Origin of the sequence: Paraburkholderia sp. RL18-101-BIB-B, from assembly GCF_046026985.1 — a bacterium.
In the GTDB taxonomy this organism is placed as follows: Bacteria; Pseudomonadota; Gammaproteobacteria; order Burkholderiales; family Burkholderiaceae; genus Paraburkholderia.
Genome location: NZ_JARESV010000001.1, coordinates 122,666 through 141,447 on the forward strand (window position 1 = coordinate 122,666; position 18,782 = coordinate 141,447).

General features: G+C 62.8%; 12 protein-coding genes. 4 read left to right on the forward strand and 8 right to left on the reverse strand.

Annotation, left to right across the window (positions count from 1 at the left end; all coding sequences use genetic code 11):
- Positions 1–7: 7 nt before the first annotated feature.
- Genes P0D73_RS00595 through P0D73_RS00605 form a run of 3 tightly spaced genes read right to left on the reverse strand, consistent with a single transcriptional unit; the run spans position 8 to position 5,406 of the window.
- Positions 8–3,193 (reverse strand): efflux RND transporter permease subunit, encoded by a 3,186-nt coding sequence (locus P0D73_RS00595; RefSeq protein WP_132377703.1) that lies wholly within the window; start codon positions 3,191–3,193, stop codon positions 8–10.
- A gap of 56 nt (positions 3,194–3,249) precedes the next feature.
- The gene (locus tag P0D73_RS00600; RefSeq protein WP_408429032.1) at positions 3,250–4,506 is read right to left on the reverse strand and encodes an efflux RND transporter periplasmic adaptor subunit; all 1,257 of its coding nucleotides are present in this window, start codon (positions 4,504–4,506) and stop codon (positions 3,250–3,252) included.
- A gap of 45 nt (positions 4,507–4,551) precedes the next feature.
- Positions 4,552–5,406 (reverse strand): alpha/beta hydrolase, encoded by an 855-nt coding sequence (locus P0D73_RS00605; RefSeq protein ID WP_408281156.1) that lies wholly within the window; start codon positions 5,404–5,406, stop codon positions 4,552–4,554.
- A gap of 183 nt (positions 5,407–5,589) precedes the next feature.
- On the opposite strand from P0D73_RS00605, the gene P0D73_RS00610 reads away from it, so the two are divergent.
- Positions 5,590–6,594, forward strand: a complete 1,005-nt coding sequence (locus P0D73_RS00610; RefSeq protein WP_132377706.1) for a LysR family transcriptional regulator — start codon at positions 5,590–5,592, stop codon at positions 6,592–6,594.
- 234 nt (positions 6,595–6,828) lie between these two features.
- The gene (locus P0D73_RS00615; RefSeq protein WP_408312249.1) at positions 6,829–7,137 is read left to right on the forward strand and encodes a DUF4148 domain-containing protein; all 309 of its coding nucleotides are present in this window, start codon (positions 6,829–6,831) and stop codon (positions 7,135–7,137) included.
- Positions 7,138–7,359: 222 nt separating this feature from the next.
- Here the strand turns inward: P0D73_RS00615 and P0D73_RS00620 are convergent, their stop codons facing one another.
- Positions 7,360–8,433 carry a purine-nucleoside phosphorylase gene (locus P0D73_RS00620; protein ID WP_408174944.1) on the reverse strand — a complete coding sequence of 358 codons (1,074 nt, stop codon included), beginning with the start codon at positions 8,431–8,433 and terminating at the stop codon, positions 7,360–7,362.
- Positions 8,434–8,670: 237 nt separating this feature from the next.
- Here P0D73_RS00620 and P0D73_RS00625 point away from each other — a divergent pair, with 237 nt between their 5' ends.
- The gene (locus P0D73_RS00625) at positions 8,671–9,651 is read left to right on the forward strand and encodes an aldo/keto reductase (RefSeq protein ID WP_132377709.1); all 981 of its coding nucleotides are present in this window, start codon (positions 8,671–8,673) and stop codon (positions 9,649–9,651) included.
- A gap of 16 nt (positions 9,652–9,667) precedes the next feature.
- Here the strand turns inward: P0D73_RS00625 and P0D73_RS00630 are convergent, their stop codons facing one another.
- The 4 genes from P0D73_RS00630 to P0D73_RS00645 all read right to left on the reverse strand — a co-directional run bounded on the left by P0D73_RS00630 (position 9,668) and on the right by P0D73_RS00645 (position 17,570).
- Positions 9,668–10,573 carry a cation diffusion facilitator family transporter gene (locus P0D73_RS00630; RefSeq protein ID WP_408174946.1) on the reverse strand — a complete coding sequence of 302 codons (906 nt, stop codon included), beginning with the start codon at positions 10,571–10,573 and terminating at the stop codon, positions 9,668–9,670.
- A gap of 154 nt (positions 10,574–10,727) precedes the next feature.
- A complete protein-coding gene (locus P0D73_RS00635; protein WP_408429036.1) occupies positions 10,728–15,569 on the reverse strand; it encodes an NAD-glutamate dehydrogenase in 4,842 nt (1,613 codons plus the stop codon).
- Between the two features lie 169 nt (positions 15,570–15,738).
- Positions 15,739–16,539: an alpha/beta fold hydrolase gene (locus P0D73_RS00640; protein WP_408429038.1), complete on the reverse strand. Its 801-nt coding sequence runs from the start codon at positions 16,537–16,539 to the stop codon at positions 15,739–15,741.
- A complete protein-coding gene (locus tag P0D73_RS00645) occupies positions 16,536–17,570 on the reverse strand; it encodes a M14 family zinc carboxypeptidase (RefSeq protein ID WP_408174950.1) in 1,035 nt (344 codons plus the stop codon). The genes P0D73_RS00640 and P0D73_RS00645 overlap by 4 nt, the downstream gene beginning before the upstream one ends.
- A gap of 292 nt (positions 17,571–17,862) precedes the next feature.
- Between P0D73_RS00645 and phnC the strand changes: the two genes are divergently transcribed.
- Complete coding sequence (gene phnC / locus P0D73_RS00650; RefSeq protein WP_132377714.1) at positions 17,863–18,768, forward strand: phosphonate ABC transporter ATP-binding protein; 906 nt, start codon at positions 17,863–17,865, stop codon at positions 18,766–18,768.
- Positions 18,769–18,782 lie beyond the last annotated feature (14 nt).

Here is an 18,782-nt window from a genome sequence, read left to right on the forward strand (position 1 = left end):
TTTCTCCTCAGGCGTCCGTCACCGGCGAGCCATAGTGCGGCGAATCTTTCTGCGCGACGTGAATCGTTCCACCCGCCAGCGTACGCAGCACCACATAGAACACAGGGGTCAGCATCAGACCGAACAGCGTGACGCCGAGCATGCCGAAGAACACCGCGATCCCCATCGCATGACGCATCTCCGAGCCAGCTCCGCTCGACAACACCAGCGGCACCACGCCCATGATGAAAGCGATCGACGTCATCAGAATCGGCCGCAAACGCAAGCGGCTCGCCTCGATTGCCGCCGACAGCGGCGTATGCCCGTCATGCTCCAGTTCGCGAGCGAACTCGACGATCAGAATCGCGTTCTTCGCCGACAAGCCCACCAGCACCATCAAACCGATCTGCGTGAAGATGTTGTTATCACCCCCCGTGAGCCACACGCCGGTCAGCGCGGACAGCACGCTCATCGGCACGATCAGGATCACCGCGAGCGGCAGCGTCAGACTTTCATACAGTGCGGCGAGCACGAGGAACACGAGCAGCACGCTGATCGGGAACACCCACAAGCCCGCATTGCCGGCCAGAATCTGCTGATACGTCAGATCGGTCCACTCGAGCTTCACACCGCGCGGCAAGACTTCCGCCGCCACGCGTTCGGCCGCGGCTTGCGCCTGCCCCGACGAGAAGCCTGGCGCCGGTCCACCGTTGATGTCGGCAGCCGTATAGCCGTTGTAGCGCACCACCATTTCCGGACCGAACGTCGGCGTCACCGTCACCAGCGACGACAGCGGCACCATATCGCCCGCGGCGTTGCGCGTCTTCAGTTGCAGGATGTCGTCGGCGCGTTGACGGAACGGCGCGTCCGCCTGCACCCGCACCTGATACACGCGGCCGAAGCGGTTGAAGTCGTTCACATACAGCGAGCCGAGATAAATCTGCATCGTGTTGAACACGTCCGTGACTGGCACGCCGAGTTGCTTGGCCTTCACGCGATCCAGGTCGACGTTCAATTGCGGCACGTTGATCTGATAGCTCGAGAAGGTCGGGCCGAGTTCAGGCGTCTGCGCGGCCTTCTTCACGAACGCCTCCGCTGCCTTGTTCAACTCCGCGTAACCGAGCGCGCCGTGATCCTCCAGCTGCATCTTGAAGCCGCCGAGCGTGCCGAGACCGAGCACGGGTGGCGGTGGGAACACCGCGACGAACGAATCCTTGATCGCACCGTATTGCTGGTTCAGCGCACCGGCAATCGCACCGGCCGAGAGTTTCTTGTTGCCACGATCCTTGAAGGGCTTGAGCGTGACGAACACGATGCCCGCGCTCGAGCTATTCGTGAAGCCATTCACCGACAGACCCGGGAACGCCACCGCGCTCTCCACGCCGGGCTGCTTCAGCGCAATCGAGCTCATGTCGCGAATCACTTTCTCCGTGCGATCCAGCGACGCACCGTTCGGCAATTGCGCGAAGGCAATCAGGTACTCCTTGTCCTGCGCCGGCACGAAGCCGCCCGGCACGACGCGCGAGATCAGCACGGTCGCGCCCAGCAGAATCGCGTACACCGCGAGCATCGCGCCCTTACGGCGCAGCACGCCGGTCACGCCGCGGCCATACTCCGTCGAACCGCGATGAAAGACCTTGTTGAAACGCTTGAAGAAACCGCCCAGCAGGCGATTCATCACACGCGTCAGGAAGTCTTCCTTGGCGCCGTGGCTGCGCAACAGCATCGCGGACAACGCCGGCGACAAGGTCAGCGAATTGAACGCCGAGATCACCGTCGAAATCGCGATGGTCATCGCAAACTGCTTGTAGAACTGGCCCGTCAAACCGGTCATGAACGCGAGCGGCACGAACACGGCGACGAGTGTCAGCGCGATAGCGATAATCGGCCCGCTCACTTCCTGCATCGCCTTATAGGTCGCGTCGCGCGCACTCAGCCCGTTTTCGATATTCCGCTCGACGTTCTCCACCACCACGATCGCATCGTCCACCACGATCCCGATGGCGAGCACCATGCCGAACAATGACAACGCGTTGATCGAAAACCCGAACGCGAGCAGCAACGAGAACGTCCCGACGATCGACACCGGCACAGCAATCAACGGAATGATCGAAGCACGCCACGTCTGCAGGAATACGATCACGACGATCACCACCAGCGCAATCGCTTCGAGCAGCGTATGCACGACCGCCTCGATACTCGAGCGCACGAACTGCGTCGGGTCGTAGACGATCTTGTATTCGACGCCCGCCGGCATGTCTTCCGCGAGTTCCTTCATCGCGGAGCGCACCTGATCGGAAATCGCGAGCGAGTTCGCGCCCGGCGCCTGGTTGATGGCGAGCGCCACAGCCGGCTTGTTATCGAGCAGCGAACGCAGGCCGTATTCCGACGCTGCGAGTTCGATCCGCGCAATATCTTTCAGATAGGTCACGCCGCCGTCCGGCGTGGTCTTGACGATGATGTCGCCGAATTCGCCCTCAGTCCTCAGACGGCCGCGCGCATTCACCGACAGCTGCAATTGCGTGCCCGGCACCGAAGGCGATGCGCCGATCACACCGGCCGCCACCTGAATGTTCTGCTCACGGATCGCATTGACCACTTCGGTCGCCGTCAAACCGCGCTGCGCCACTTTCTGCGGATCGAGCCAGACGCGCATCGCGTAGTCGCCCGAACCCCACAACTGCACTTCGCCGACGCCCTGAATCCGTGCAAGGCGGTCCTTGACGTTCAGCAGCGCGTAGTTGCGCAGATACGTCATGTCGTAGCGATTGTTCGGCGAGATCAGGTGGACCACCATGGTGAGCGTGGGCGAGCTCTTGATCGTCGTGACGCCGAGGCGCTGCACGTCTTCCGGCAGACGCGGCAGCGCCTGGTTGACGCGGTTCTGCACGAGCTGCGTCGCGAGGTCCGGATTGGTGCCGAGCTTGAAGGTCACCGTGAGCGTGAGATTGCCGTCGCTATTCGCCTGCGACTGCATGTACAGCATGTTCTCGACGCCGTTGATCTGCTCTTCGAGCGGCGCCGCGACCGCTTCGGCGATCACTTTCGGATTGGCGCCCGGATATTGCGCGTGTACCACCACCGAAGGCGGGACCACTTCCGGGTACTCCGAAATCGGCAGCTTGAAGAGCGCAATGATGCCGCCCAGCAGGATCAATACCGACAACACGCCGGCAAAGATCGGCCGATCGATGAAGAATTTGGATATGTTCATGGGAAGCTCTTAACGTTGGAGCATGCGCCGCGCAGTCGGGCCGCGGCGCGCGAGGCTCACGAATTCTTGTCCGCTTTGGTGCGCGTCTGCGATTGGGCCTGCGATTGCGGCTGCGACTGCGGTTGCGTCGGCTTCTGTGCGAGCGGTGCGCTGTTCGGATCGTCATCCGTCGTCATCGGCACCATATGTGCGCGCACCGAATCGCCCGGACGCACACGCTGGATGCCGTTCACGACGATCCGGTCAGTCGCTTTCAGGCCGCCCTTCACCACGCGCAGATTGCCCTGCATGCCGCCCACGTCGATCGAGCGATACACGACGTGATTGCCCTGATCGACCACCAGCACGAACTTCTTGTCCTGATCGGTGCCCACCGCGGCGTCGTCGATCAACAGCGCCGGATGCGGTTCGCTGCCGCCCACTTTCACGCGCGCATACAAGCCAGGAATCAGCGCGCCGTCCTGGTTATCGAAACGCGCACGCACGCGGATCGTGCCCGACGACGTGTCGAGGCGATTGTCCACCGACTCGATCACGCCGCTGCGCGAGTAGCCGCTTTCATCCGCGAGACCGAGTTCCACCGGCACCTTGCTGCCGTCTTTCGCGCGGCTCAGGTATTGCAGGTAGGTTTGTTCGTCCGCGTCGAACGATGCGTAGATCGGCGACACCGACACCAGCGTGGTCAGCGGCGCCGCGGTCGCGCCCGCCGAGATCACGTTGCCCACCGTGATTTCCGCGCGCGACACGCGGCCCGAAACCGGCGCGACAATCTTCGTGTAGCCGAGATTGATGCGGGCGGTTTCGAGCGCGGCTTGCGCGGCCTTCAGGTTGGCACTCGCTTCACGCGCGGCGTTCTGCTTCTCGTCATAGTCACGCTTGGCGATCGCGTTATCGGTGATAAGACGCTGTGCGCGCTCCCAATCGCTTTGCGTGTAGCCCGTGCGCGCCTGCGCGGCGGCGAGCTGCGCTTCGGCGCGATCCACTTCGGCGGCGTACGGACGCGGGTCGATCACGAACAGCGTGTCGCCTTTCTTCACGAGTGCACCGTCCTTGAAGTTGACGGACACGATCGTGCCCGGCACCTGCGAACGCACGTCCACTTTCTCGACGGCTTCGAGACGGCCCGAATAGCTCTGCCAGTCGGTGATCGTTTTTTGCACCACCGTGGCCACATCGACTTCCGGCACGATGGTCGGCGCGGCGGGCGAGCTCGCGTCCACGCGAATCGCGCCGAACGTGCCCAGCCCGGCCACGACGATGACGGCGAGTGCGGCAATCGCCACACGGCGACGGGAAAGAGGAAGGATAGTCATGTGAAGCTCCCGAGATCGTTGATTAAAGTTCTGCTTATTTCTGTTTCAGCGATGGGCGCGCGCATCGAAGCGCCACTGAAAAAATCGCACCGCTTCCTGCAAAGCGGGCGGATGATCGGCCAACGCGGCATGCGAGACACTCGGATAGCGGACCACCTGGGTCAGCACGCCGGCGTCGATCAGACTGCTGGCGTATTTCTCCGCTTCCACATGCAGCACGTCGTTTTGCGCCGTCGCGATCAGCGTGGCCGGCAGGCCCGCGAGCCGCGACGATTCGAGCGGCGCGGCATACGGATGCATGCGCTGCGACGCTTGCGGCAGATACGCGCGATAACACGCCGCGCACTCTTTCGCGGTGATGTCCGAGCCGAGGCGCTTTTCGTCGCCCAGACGCGTGAGGCTCGGATCGAGCATCGGCCCGAACAGCGCCTGCGCGGAAATGCGCACGTCACCGCGATCCCGCGCGATGAAAGCGAGGCAATTGGCCAATTGCCCGCCCGCATCGTGGCCGGCTACGCCGACCTTCTTGCTGTTGCCGCCGAACGCACGCGCCCGCGTTTGCACCCACAGCGCCGCGCGGTGCGCGTCTTCAGGCGCGGCGGGAAACGGAAACTGCGGCGCCAGCGAGTAATCGACCGATACGACCAGGGCCGGTAAGTGTTCTGCGAAATACCGCGAGGCGAAGTCGGCCTGGTCGATCGATCCCTTCGTAAATCCACCACCGTGGAAATAAAGCAGTACCGGCAGTGCGGTTTTCTTTTCCTGCCGGTACAGACGCAACGTGATGTCCTGCGCGTGCCCTTCGATCTGCACGTCAGTGACTTCGAGTGCCGTGCTGTCGGCCTCTGCCGGGCTGCTGCCGGCGGGCACAAAGGAGTACGGCGGTTTAAATGCTTGCATGTCGAGCCGCGCAATGCGCATAGAACTTCAATGGTGCGAATTGTGGGTTCGGCAGACTCGTAAATAAATGCCTATAATCCGGCAACACAATTCGGCGCCCCTGAACAATCGAATGCGATTGTCTGCGGATTCGCGGTGGAGTCCATTCCTGCTCAGTGCGCCAGCCCCTATTGGAGGTCTGCAATGGACCGGCTTCAGGCCATGCAAGTGTTCACGCGTGTCGTCGACACCAACAGCTTTACCCGCGCAGCGGAAACGCTCGACCTGCCGCGCGCATCGGTCACCACGATTATTCAGAACCTCGAAGCGTTCCTCGGCACGCGTCTGATGCATCGGACCACGCGCCGTTTGTCGCTCACGCCGGACGGCGCGGCGTACTACGAACGCTGCGTGCGCATTCTCGCGGACGTCGAAGAGACCGAGGCCAGTTTTCAGAGCGGCAATAAAAAGCCGCACGGCAAGCTGCGCATCGACATGCCGGGGTCGATCGGCCGCTTGCTGGTGATTCCTTCGCTGTGTGAATTCCACACGCGCTATCCGGACATCGACCTGCAACTCGGCCTGACGGACCGGCCGGTTGACCTGCTGCAGGAAGGCGTGGATTGCGTGGTGCGGGTCGGCGCGCTACAGGATTCCTCGCTGGTGGCGCGTCGGATCGGTTTGTTCGAGGGCGTGACCTGCGCGGCCCCCGATTACATCGAGCGCGCGGGCATGCCGACTTCGCTCGACGACCTGGAGAATCACAAAGCAGTCAATTACTTTTCGAGCCGCACGGGGCGCACGATCGATTGGGCCTTCATGGTTGATGGCAAAGAAGTCGAAGTGAAAATGAAGAGCATCGTCTCGGTGAACGACGCGGACGCCTACGTGACTTGCGGGTTGGAAGGCTTCGGCCTGATTCAGCCTGCGCTCTTCATGGTGCTGCCGCATCTGCGTTCGGGCCAACTGGTGGAAGTACTGCCGGAGCTGAAACCTTTGCCGATGCCAATTTCCGCAGTCTATCCGCACAGCCGGCATCTGTCGCCTAAAGTCCGCGTTTTCGTAGACTGGATCGCGGAGCTGTTCGACCGTTGTCCGTTATTGAGTGGACGTGGCAGTCTCGACGCAACGTGTACGAAGCGCACTTTCGAAGAACGAGAGTCTGCTCCGATGCTCGACACGCCGGTAATAACGGAATGGGTCGCTTGATACGCGCGAGTTGAAGGACAGAATCTGGAACAGTGAATTCCAACCGCGGCTCTAATGCCGCGGTTTTCATTTGCGACAACGCCGGCAAGGCGTTTCACGAGGCGTTAGCGCGATTGTTCCGAAATCGCGACAATTCATTTCGCGAAAGCGCGATTTATCCACACTGCCTCAAAGTCTACATTTCACCCTGTCGCAGCGCCGCTCGTGCTGCAAACGAATCGACAGGAGTGAATCATGAAACGCAATCTCTTAGCAGGTCTGGCTCTTTCGCTGCTCGTGAGCGCACCGGTGTTTGCACAAAGCAGCAGCGGCGGCATTGGCCGCGCCGGCACTTATGAAACGCTGCCGACCCCGACCGCCAGCGCGAAGACGCGTGAAGAAGTGAAGGCCGAACTCGTCGCGGCCTATCGCGACGGCTCGCTGCCCGCACTGAATCGCACGACGTATCCGAACAAAGGCCTGATCGGTCAAACCCAGGCCGAACGCATCGCGCTGCAGGAAGATACGAGCGGCGACGTCACGCGTGTGGCCAACGGACAGTAAAACCAGCTTGCCGCAATGATTCGGTTTCCAAAAGAAATAGTCGTTGCGGCGCCATTCATGCACTCTTCAAAAAGGAGCTCATCATGACACCCTCGGAACTCGACCATTGGGATACCGACACCCCTGTGTGGACGCCGTACCGCGCGCCGCAACACTAAGTGTCGAAAGTAGCAGCAAGTGCCCGCGGACCCGGTCCGCGGGCACAGTCGCATTTGCAAAGACCTAGCGCCTCGGCACGCCGTCGCGCCACTCGCCCCAGTGTGTGGAGATATCCTGCACGAGCGGATTGCCCGAGAGAAACAGGTTCTGGATGGCGATCGTAAAGCCGCCTTGCGCGGCATAGTTCAGCAAGTTGTCCGCACTCGTCTGCCCGTCGTAGGGCCGGTCGAAATCGGAGCCCGCCCGCAACACGGCAACGCGATTCAAATCGACTTTATGGACTGAAGCCGCGCGCTTGAGCGCCTCGTAAGTGGCGTTGTCCTCCTGCTGCGTGGTGCAGTAGACGCCCTTTCCATCGGTCAGAATCTTGGTCCAGTCGCGGGCTCTCTGGCCGAGGAGCGTGCCTGACCACCACGTATCACCGGCCAGCGTATCGCATTGAATGACAGTCGGCGGCCGATTGGCTGGTGCGTACGAGTACTTCGCCCGTGCAGCCTGAGCCTGCGGGTTATCGGAAAGCGTCACGTTGCGAGACAAGGCGAACGCCGTATGCGCGAGCCGGGGGTTCAACTGGAACACTTCGGTGCGGTAGTCGAGCGGCGGCTTGGCCGAAGGACTCGTGGTGTTGATGCCAAGGTAGCCGGTATCCCAGCCGGGCGGAATCTCGCGCCCGTCGATCTCCCATTGAATCCCGAAGTCGACCAGATAATTCGCCCACGCGGCGGAGCCCACCGTGCCCTGCTGCGGATCGATCCCGGCAATGCCGGCGACCATGAAGTACGTATGCCGCAAATCGAAACGCGGCGAGAACGTCAGCGCCATGATCGACGCAGCGGCGTTGCTATGCCCCATGCCGGTGGTCATCACGCACACGTCCTGCTTGTTGCAATGGACGGTGGGGTAATCGGGCGACAAGCCGTCCACCGCAATCTCGCGCCAGGGTCCGAGGTTATCGAGCCATACCTGCCCCTCCGGCCCGAACATCGAAATGATCATCACCTTGACGGGCTGCCCGCGCGAGCCGCCGTCGCCGTGCGAGAAACCGTCGTTGTCGTCCGCACTGGCCGGTCCGGACGAAAAGGCCGCGCAAGCCGCGAGGGTAATGGCGCAGACGGCGCCGATTGAGCGAGTCAGCATCGTGATCTTCCTTTTTTTGCTTGTGATGCAGGTTGGGAGAAAGTGCTGCTTTCAAGCCGGAAGAAGTATAGGTGCGAAGAAATTATTTTCCACTACACGATGCGGTATCGATCGACGTTTCTGAACGCAGTAGGGCAAAACCATGCGAATCGGTTCAGCACGCTTTCTTCGGCGTTTTCTTATAATCAATAGTCCCCAGCGCACCGCCTTTGTGCACTTCACAACAGGAGCACCACGATGGACTATGTGAAACTCGGCCGCACCGGCCTTGATGTATCGCGTCTTTGTCTCGGCTGCATGAGCTACGGCGTGCCGTCTCGCGGCACGCATCCCTGGTCGCTCGACGATGAGGCCGCGCGCCCCTTCATCAAACAGGCGCTCGATCACGGCATCAATTTCTTCGACACCGCCAACGTCTATTCCGACGGTACGAGCGAGGAAATCGTCGGCCGGGCGCTCAAGGACTTTGCGAAGCGCGACGAGATCGTGCTGGCCACCAAGGTGAATAGCCGCATGCATCCGGGCCCGAACGGCGCCGGCCTGTCGCGCAAGGCGATCATGTCCGAGATCGACCACAGCCTCAGACGCCTCGGCACGGACTACGTGGACCTGTACCAGATCCATCGCTGGGACTACGGCACGCCGATCGAAGAAACCATGGAAGCGCTGCACGATGTCGTGAAGGCCGGCAAGGCGCGCTACATCGGTGCATCGTCCATGTATGCCTGGCAGTTCGCCAAGGCGTTGCATGTGGCTGAGAAGAACGGCTGGACGCGCTTCGTGACGATGCAGAACTACGTGAATCTGCTATATCGCGAAGAAGAGCGCGAAATGCTGCCGCTGTGCGAAAGCGAAGGTATCGGCGTGATTCCGTGGAGCCCGCTCGCGCGCGGCCGCCTGACGCGCGACTGGAACACCGAAAGCGCACGCTCCGAGACCGATGAATTCGGCCGCACGCTCTATGCGCAGACGGAAGACGCGGATCGGCGGATCGTCGAACGGGTCAGCCAGATCGCCAGGGAGCGCGGCGTGCCGCATGCCCAAGTGGCGCTGGCGTGGGTGTTGCAGAAGAAGCCGATCACCGCGCCAATCGTCGGAGCGACCAAGCTGCATCATCTCGACGACGCGGTGGCCGCGCTCTCCTTGAACCTGAGCGCGGACGAAATCCGCCAGCTTGAAGAACTGTACGTGCCGCACGCGGTGGCCGGGTTCCAGTAAGCGACGCACGTGCCGCTCAAATGCGCGGCACCTCGGGTTCGAAAAACACCCAGCGGACTTGCGGGAACGTGGCCTGCAAGTCCGCTTCGATCACGTTGATCGCATCGACCATCGCGCGGCCGCTCGCGTAGTCGATCATTTCCGCCTGCACGGCCACGACCACATGACGGCCCCATTGCAGCGTAATCATATTGATAATGCTGCGAATCTCGGTGCGCCCGCGCAGATGCGCCTCGATGGCGCGCCGCACTTCGGGGCTTGCCGATTCGCCGACGATCATCGACTTCACTTCACGCGCCACCAGCCACGCAATCAGCATCAGCAGCAAGCCGACGCCGATGGAACCCAACGCGTCGTAGACAGGATTGCCGGTCATCATGGTGAGCAGCACGGCCACGAAGGCCATCGCCAGGCCCGCCAGCGCGGCGATATCCTCGCCCGCTACCACCAGCAGTTCGGATTCGCGCGTCTCCCGAAACCAGCGCCACATGCTTTTGTCGGGATGCGTCTTGCGGATTTCCTTGAGGGCGCCCCACAAGGAGAGCGCCTCGAGCACCACCGACACGCCGAGCACCACCAGCGCCACATAGGCATACTGCAACGGCTCGTGCACGAACAGACGATGCACGCCCTCATACACCGAGAACGCGCCGCCGACAAAGAACAGCAGAAGCGCGACCAGCAGCGAATAGAAGTTGATCTCGCGCCCGCCGCCCATGGGATGCAGCGGGCTCGCCGGCTTGCGCGCTTCACGCAGACCGAAGAGCAACAGCAATTGATTGCCGCAGTCGGCGGTCGAGTGGATGGCCTCGGCGAACATCGAGCCGGAGCCGGTGAACGCGGCAGCCGCGAACTTGCAGATGGCAATGCCGAGGTTGGCGGCGAGCGCATAGAAAATGGCTTTCGGCGATTCTTCTTTCATCGTCGTGGAAGGCGTCCGTGAGTTTGCAAAGAGCTTTCGGTGAACAACAGCCCGTATTATGGCCATGCCGGGCGGCATGCGTCCAACCGGGTGTTGTTTGCACCGCGCTCCGCTTGCGCTCTACCTCGTTCGTCTGCCCTCGCCTTGCGCCGTGTTATGCCCTTTCGAGCGCCGCCATTTCACGCACGATCACCAGCAGCATCGACAGACTCGCGCCGCCGGTGGCCCGCAGATCGGCCAGGAGGCGCGCGTAGCGTTCCAGTTGCGCGGTGCGCTTCTCACGCCATGCCTCGACCAGTGCCTCGGGTGTGGATGCTTCGTCAGCGTTGGCCAATGCGCTCGTCGTCAACGCGCGTTTGAGACGCGCGATGTCGGCCAGTGCCGTCGCTCGCGCCAGCATGTCCCAGTGTGTGGGCGCCGGCAACGCGGCCGCGCGTTCACTGATCCAGCCGGAATTCAGCAGCGTGCCGAGAGCGAAATAGACACCGGCCACCAGTTCGAGACTGCGCCCGGAGGTCGACGCCACTTCGGCGATATCGAGCAACGCAGCCGAAATCTCGCCGCTCGCGATCCGCACCGCCAATTCGCTATCCACGCCGGCGTCCGCGAACACGCGCTGCCGCTCGGAGAGCGCTTCGAGATCGGCGTTCGGCAACAGCGCAGGCCATTGCGGCGCAAGGCGTTGCGCCGCGTCGCGGCAACGCGCGAGCAGGCCGGCCACGTCGCGGTCGCTGACCGCGCCCGATTGCAATTGCCGCAGGAACCACAGCGCGGACCGCTCGACGAGCCGCGCGACTTCGACGAACATGCGCGCCTGGATGTCGTCGGCGACGCGGTTGTCGAGCGCGTCGATACTGCGCCAGACGTCGTCGAGATCGAACACGTCGCGCGCCATGATGCAGGCCCGCACGATGTCGCCGGGCTGCGCGTCGGTTTCCTCCATCAACCGGTGCACGAACTCGCAACCCACCCGATTCACCAACGCGTTGGTCAGATGCGTCGCGAGAATTTCGCGGCGCAGCGGGTGGCGCTGCATCGGCTCGCTGAAGCGCTGCCGCAACGGCTTCGGAAAGTATTCGACCAGCATGTCGCTGACGAGCGGGTCTTCCGGTATCGACGATTCGAGCAGCGCGTCGTACAGCCACATCTTGCTGTAGGCGAGCAGCACGGCGCGCTCCGGCGTGGTGAGCCCTTGTTTTGCGGCCTGCCGTTCGGCGACTTCTTCGTCGGTCGGCAGAAACTCGATCACGCGATTCAGACGCCCCGCACGTTCGAGGTAGCGCATCAGGCGCGCTTCCGCATCGAGCAATTCGACGCCGTAGCGGCCCGCAATCGACAGCGCCTGCGTCTGGTAGTAGTTGTCCTGCAACACGAGCAAGCCGACTTCGTCGGTCATTTCGGCGAGCAGTGCGTTGCGTTGCTTCTCCGTCATTTCGCCATCGGAGACGACGAGCCCCAACAGAATCTTGATGTTGACCTCGTGGTCCGAGCAGTCCACACCCGCGGAGTTGTCGATCGCGTCGGTATTGATCCGGCCGCCGCGCTGCGCGAACTCGATGCGCCCGAGCTGCGTGAGACCGAGATTGCCGCCTTCGGCCACGACCTTGCAATGCAGATCGGCGCCGTTGACACGGATCGCGTCGTTGGCGCGGTCGCCGACTTGCAGATGCGTTTCGCGGCTCGCCTTCACATAGGTGCCGATGCCGCCGTTGTACAGCAGATCGACCGGCGCCTGCAGTATCGCGCGCATCAATTCAGCGGGCGCGAGCGCCGGCGCGCTGATGCCGAGCACCGACTGCACCGCCGGCGAAAGAGGAATGGTCTTGGCGCTGCGCGGAAACACGCCGCCGCCCGCCGAGATCAGCGAAGGGTCGTAGTCGGCCCAACTCGAGCGGTCGAGAACGAACAGGCGCCCGCGCTCGGCAAGACTGGCCGCCGGATCGGGATTCGGATCGAGAAAGATATGCCGATGGTCGAACGCGGCCACCAGCTTGATATGCGGCGACAACAGCATGCCGTTGCCGAACACGTCGCCCGACATATCGCCCACGCCGACCACCGTGAAGTCCATGGTCTGCGTATCCACGCCCATTTCGCGGAAGTGCCGTTTGACCGACTCCCATGCACCGCGCGCGGTGATGGCCATTTTCTTGTGGTCATAGCCGACCGAGCCGCCCGATGCAAAAGCGTCGTCGAGCCAGAAACCGTATTCCTGCGAGATCGCGTTCGCGTAGTCGGAGAACGTGGCCGTGCCTTTGTCGGCGGCGACCACCAGATAGGGATCGTCGGGATCGTGGCGCACCACGTCGGGCGGCGGCACCACTCTCGTGACGGCAAGATTGTCGGTCAGGTCGAGCAGGCCGCGCAGGAAAGTCTGATAGCAGGCAATGCCTTCACGCATCCATGCGTCGCGTTCGGATTGCGGCGGCGGATTCTTCACCACGAAGCCGCCCTTCGAACCGACCGGCACGATCACCACGTTCTTCACCATCTGCGCCTTCATCAGGCCGAGCACTTCCGTGCGGAAGTCCTCGCGCCGGTCCGACCAGCGCAGGCCGCCGCGCGCCACGCGTCCGCCGCGCAAATGCACGCCTTCCACGCGCGGCGAGTACACCCAGATTTCGAACATCGGTTTCGGCTCGGGCAAGCCGGGCACCTGCGCGGGATCGAACTTGAAGGACAGATACGGCTTTGGATGTCCGTCTGCATCGAAGCGATAGTAGTTCGTCCGCTTGGTGGCTTTGATGACGCCGAGAAATTGCCGCAGTATGCGGTCTTCGTCGAGATTCGGCACCTGGTCGAGCGCGCTGTCGATCGAGCGCAGCCAGCCGTCGACGCGCGCCTCGCGCGTCTCGCCCAATACCGGATCGAAGCGCGCGATGAACAGTTCCACCAGCATGCGCGCTATCGCCGGATTGCCGGTCACCGCGCGTTCGATGTACGCGTCGCTGAAGGTCGAGCCCACCTGCCGCAAATACTTCGCGTACGCGCGCAGGATCGTCACCTCGCGCGCATTCAATTGCGCGCGCAACACGAGCCGATTGAAATCGTCGCTTTCAATCGCGCCGGTCCACACCTGCTCGAACGCTTCTTCGAAGAGATCCTTCACGCGCTCGATGTCGAACTCCGCGTCGTCCGCGAGTTCGAGGCCGAAGTCGTGAATCCACGCGGGCGTCGCGCCCAGCGCCTCGATCAGATAGGGCCGCTCTTCATCGACACGCACGCCGAGATGTTCGAGCATCGGCAAACTGCGCGACAAGGCGATCGGCAAACCCGCGCGATACACCTTGAAGCGAAACGCGCGCGGGCCCGATTCGATCGGGCGGTACAGGTTCATGGCGAGCCGCTCGCTGCCTTGCACGCGTTCGATCAGTTCGATATCGCGCACCGCCGTGCGGGCGGGATAATCGTCGCGATAGCCGGCGGGGAACGAATCGCCGTAGTGTTGCAGCAGACGGTTGCCCTGCTCTTCGCCGAAGGCGTCGAGCAACGCATCGGCGAGATCGTCCTGCCAGCGGCGTGAGACCTGCACGAGCCGCGCTTCCAGTTCGCGCGTTTCGACGTTGGGCATGCCGCCCGGCTTCGCGTGCACGACGAAGTGAATGCGCGCCAGCGTGGACTCCGACAGCAGCGGCGTGAACTCGACACTCTCGCCGTTGAACGCGTCGGCCAGCAGATTGGCGATGCGCTGGCGCAGATCGGTGTTGTACTTGTCGCGCGGCACGAACACGAGGCACGAGACGAAACGATCGAAGCGGTCGCGCCGTACGAACAGCCGGGTGCGCTGATGCTCCTGCAAACGCAGCACGCCTAGCGCGATATCGTAGAGCTGGTTCTCTTCGGCCTGAAAGAGTTCGTCGCGTGGATAGGTTTCCAGCACCGTGACCAGCGATTTCGCGAGATGACCTTTTGGCAGGAATCCGGCTCGTCTCACGATATTCGCGCATTTGCGCCGCACGATCGGAATCTCCGCGGCGGACACGAAATACGCCGTGGATGTATAGAGACCGATGAAACGCCGCTCGCCGGTCACCTTGCCGTCAGGGCCGGCCATCTTGATGCCGACATAGTCCAGATAGCCCGGCCGGTGCACGGTAGCCCGCGAATTGGCCTTGGTCAGAAAGATCGGCGACGAACCGGAAATGATCTCAGCCGCGGCCGGCGGCAAGGGTGTGATCTCGGCGGCGCCGGCGGGCCGCAATGCATCGCGCAGAATGCCCAGACCCGAACCCGGCACCGCGCGCAGGCCGTAGCCGATATCGTGCTGCACCAGTTCGTAATCGCGCTGGCCGAGAAAGGTGAAATGATCGGCCACCATCCATTCGAGGAACGCGCGTGCTTCCAGACCTTCTGGTCCGCCCTCGCCGGCTTTCATGCCTTTGATCGTGACGCGCGCGAGTTCGACGATCTTCGGCCAGTCTTCGACGGCCGCCCGCACGTCGCGCAACACCTTGGCGATTTCGTCACGCAGCGCGTCGAGTTTTGCGGCATCGCCGCAACGGTCCACCTCGAAGTGGATGAACGAGGTCAACTGCGAGCGCGTATCGGTCGCTTCTTCGGCACCCTGGATCAGCCGCGCGATACTGCCGTCGGGCGCACGCCAGATGCGAAACACCGGATGCACGACGGAATGCAGCGCGAGGCCCTGCCGGTTGACCGCCATCGAGACGGAATCGACCAGAAACGGCATGTCGTCATTGACGATCTCGATCACCGTGTGATCGGAGTGCCAGCCGTGCTGTTCGAGAATCGGGTTATAGACGCGCAGCCGTTCGGCACCGGGCACGAAGCGTTGCGCCGTTTGCCAGTGCGCGAGCGCCGCGCCGTAAAGATCGGCAATCGAGCGGCTTTGCAGATCGTCGGCGTCGACGAAATCGTAGTAGTGCCGCAGAAAGGTCTCGACGACCTTGAAGGTTGGCTCGGGCAGGCGCCCTCGCGCAAATTCGACGACATCGTTCAGCAAGTGCGTGACGGCTTCTTCGTTCTTTGCTTGCATGATCAACTCCCCCGGCTGGGCGGCAATGGCGGGTATCGCTTGATACTCGCTTGATTCGCATGCATCGTCTGAAGAGGAATTATGCACCTGCCGACCGGCATGCGACGGATGACCGCACTTAGGTTATACCCGCTGCCGCTGAATGCGCCGCCACGGCGCGTCCGGCCGTTTAAAGCACGGCTCCCGGAACCGCGTGCTCCTGCGCGAGCCACGCGCGAACCTGCTCGCTGGTCCACGCCGGGTCGTCGTGCGGCAGGTCGTGGCCGGCCCACGGATGCTCGCAATGCAGGGCGCCCCACGCCGCCGCGAGCTTCGCCGAGCACACGGGATCGACCAGCTTGTCGGCTCTCGAAGAAAGAATCAGCAACGGGCACTCCGGTCGCGCCGCGTCCGCAGTGAAACGTGCCGCGGCCCAGAGTTGCCGTAGTGCATTGCCACGGCTCACGGGCGCGCTGCGGCGAATGCGGCTCCAGGTGTCGAGATCGTCGCCCAGCGTTTCCACGTTGTTACACGTCAGCCGATGAATGCCGTGTTCCGCGCGCGGCGCGTCGCGCCAGTGCGCGACCACGCCGAGCAGGTCCGGCCATGCCGAAGGGCGCAAGCGCTCCTGCATCTGGCTGAACGGCCGCATGCTCGTGTTGATCAGCACCAGCCGTTCGATCTCGTAGGGATGCCGCTGCGCCCAGTCCGTCGCCACCATGCCGCCGAGCGACATCGCCAGCACGCAGTACGGCCCGGGCATGCCGCTTTGCAGAGCAGCATTTCGCACGAAGCCGACCATGTCGGCGACCGTCGACGGCGCGCGCAAGTGGGTGAATTCGCCGTTGCCCGGCAGATCGAGCAGCAGCAGACGGCCGGGCACACCCATGTGAAGGGCCGATTCATTGACCGCGCCATGCAGCAAGCCGGGCAAGCGGCCCCAGTGGCGGATTTCACGCGTGAGTCCGCGTAGCAGGATCCACGTACTCATACGCTTTCCGGTTTATACCAATGGTCGATCGCGCTTTGCAGCAATTGCTCGCGACGATTGCCTTGCGGCAGCCAGCGTTGCGACGAGAAGGCCGCGCGCGCCAGAAAGTCGAGCAGGTTCGCATGACGCCGCAGCACCCGCGCCGTGCGATGCGCCTTCACCGGATTGAACATGCCCTGACGCGAAAACAACTGGCGCGGATTCTTCTTGATCCACAGCCAGGATCCGAGTTCGAGGGTCATCGGCAGAAAGACGTTGGGCGCGGGCGTGCGGTCGTAAGCGAAGTCCCACAGATCGCCGTGCAACAGATATTGATGGCTCTGTGGTTCGAATGCGTAGCCATGGTGGGGATGCGCGCGTTCGAACATGGTCTTCAGCACGTACATTTCCGGCAAATGCGGCATCACTTTGCGGGTGCGTGCGTACGGAAACCAGATACTGTCGCTCCAGCCGTAGCCCGAATGGCAATCGAGCGCGATGCTCAATGGCCGCGTGGCCAGTTCGGTTTCGACCACCCGCAGGAGCGCGGAAGCCTCGGGTTCCATCGGCGCGCCCTCGCGGCCGCGATACCACGGCAGCCACGCGCCCACGCGCTGGCCGCCGGCGAGCAGAGGCACGCGTTCGTCGGCGTTCTGCGGCGCATTGCGCATCAGGTCCACGCCGTTCGGGTTGGCGCGCGTGGCCGCCCACATTCCGCCCGGATTGACGATCGGCATAAAGATCAGACGAATCGACTGCAATTGGCGCACCAGCAGTTCGTCCCATTCGAGCCGCGCAAGCAGCGCGCGCATATAGTCGAGCACAAGTTGCGAGCCGATCCGCTCGAGCCCGTGAATGCCGGCAAAAAAGCCGATTGCCGGCGCTTGTGGATCGGTCGAACCGATGCTCGCGGTCTGAACGGCGAATGGCCGGCCGCGCACCGTCGTCTCGCAGACGGTGCGGATCGCGAAGCTCGCGCTGCCCTGCTCGAGGATCGTCCTGAGATCTTCGTACTCCGCAAAACTGTCGGGAAGGAAGCTCAGAGGCTGCATGACGATGTCGCGAGCAATTGCAAGGTTAATGGGGACGGCACACCGATTCACGCAATATAGCCTGGCCGGGCGCCAACATGCTGAAGTGGCGCGGGCCGATGCGAATCATGTCACACCCATGTCATTTTCCATTCGAACGGATGACTCCAATTTGTCTTTCCGCCGACGCAAAAGAAGACACGAGAAGATATAGTCGTCTAGACGTTGCGATGCCTTCACTCAACCGTCACAGACGCTTTCTAGAATGAGCCCCACACATGCCGGCAGCGGCCGGATGCATCAAGGGGTATTCATGGAAGCAATTCGGGAAGCAATTCGTATCGAACGGTTGAGCAAGACGTTCAGCAACGGCCGCAAGGCGCTGGACGAAATCGATCTGCGCGTCGAACCGGGCGAAATGGTTGCGTTGATCGGCGCCTCCGGCTCGGGCAAGTCGACGCTGCTGCGCCATATCGCGGGCTTCACGGCGTCCGACGCGCAGCCGTCGCAGATCGCGATTCTGGGCCGGCCGATTCAGCAGAACGGCCGCATCGTGCGGGAAGTGCGCAGCATTCGCCGCGACATCGGCTTCGTATTTCAGCAATTCAATCTGGTGAACCGCCTCTCCGTCGAAACCAATGTGCTGATCGGCGCGCTCGCGCGGCTGCCTTGGTGGCGCCGTCTCAGCGGCCGTTTTCCGCGCGCCGAGCGGGCGTTGTCGATGGCCGCGTTGAACGAAGTCGGCATCGGCGAACATGCGCGCGAACGCGCCGCCAATCTCTCCGGCGGGCAGCAGCAACGCGCGGCGCTCGCCCGTGCGCTGGTGCAGCGCGCGCGCATCGTGCTCGCCGATGAACCGATCGCCTCGCTCGACCCCGAGTCGTCGCGCCGCGTGATGGAGATGCTGCGCACGCTGAACATCGAGCATCAACTCACGGTGCTGGTGTCGCTGCATCAGGTCGACATCGCGATGCAGTACTGCCCGCGCACGATCGCGCTGCGCCGCGGCAAGGTGGTCTACGATGGCCCCTCCGCCGCGCTCACACCGGCCCTGCTCAAGAAACTCTACGGCGACGATGCCCGCGAACTACTCGATGAATCCGCTCAAAGCGCGGACGATATCGACGCAAAAAATGCCGCCGGCGGCACTCCGCTTCAGAACGCCGCATCTGCTTCGACGCGCTACGCGTTCGCTCTCAATCCGGCGCACTCGAACTGAGCGCGCCCATTCAG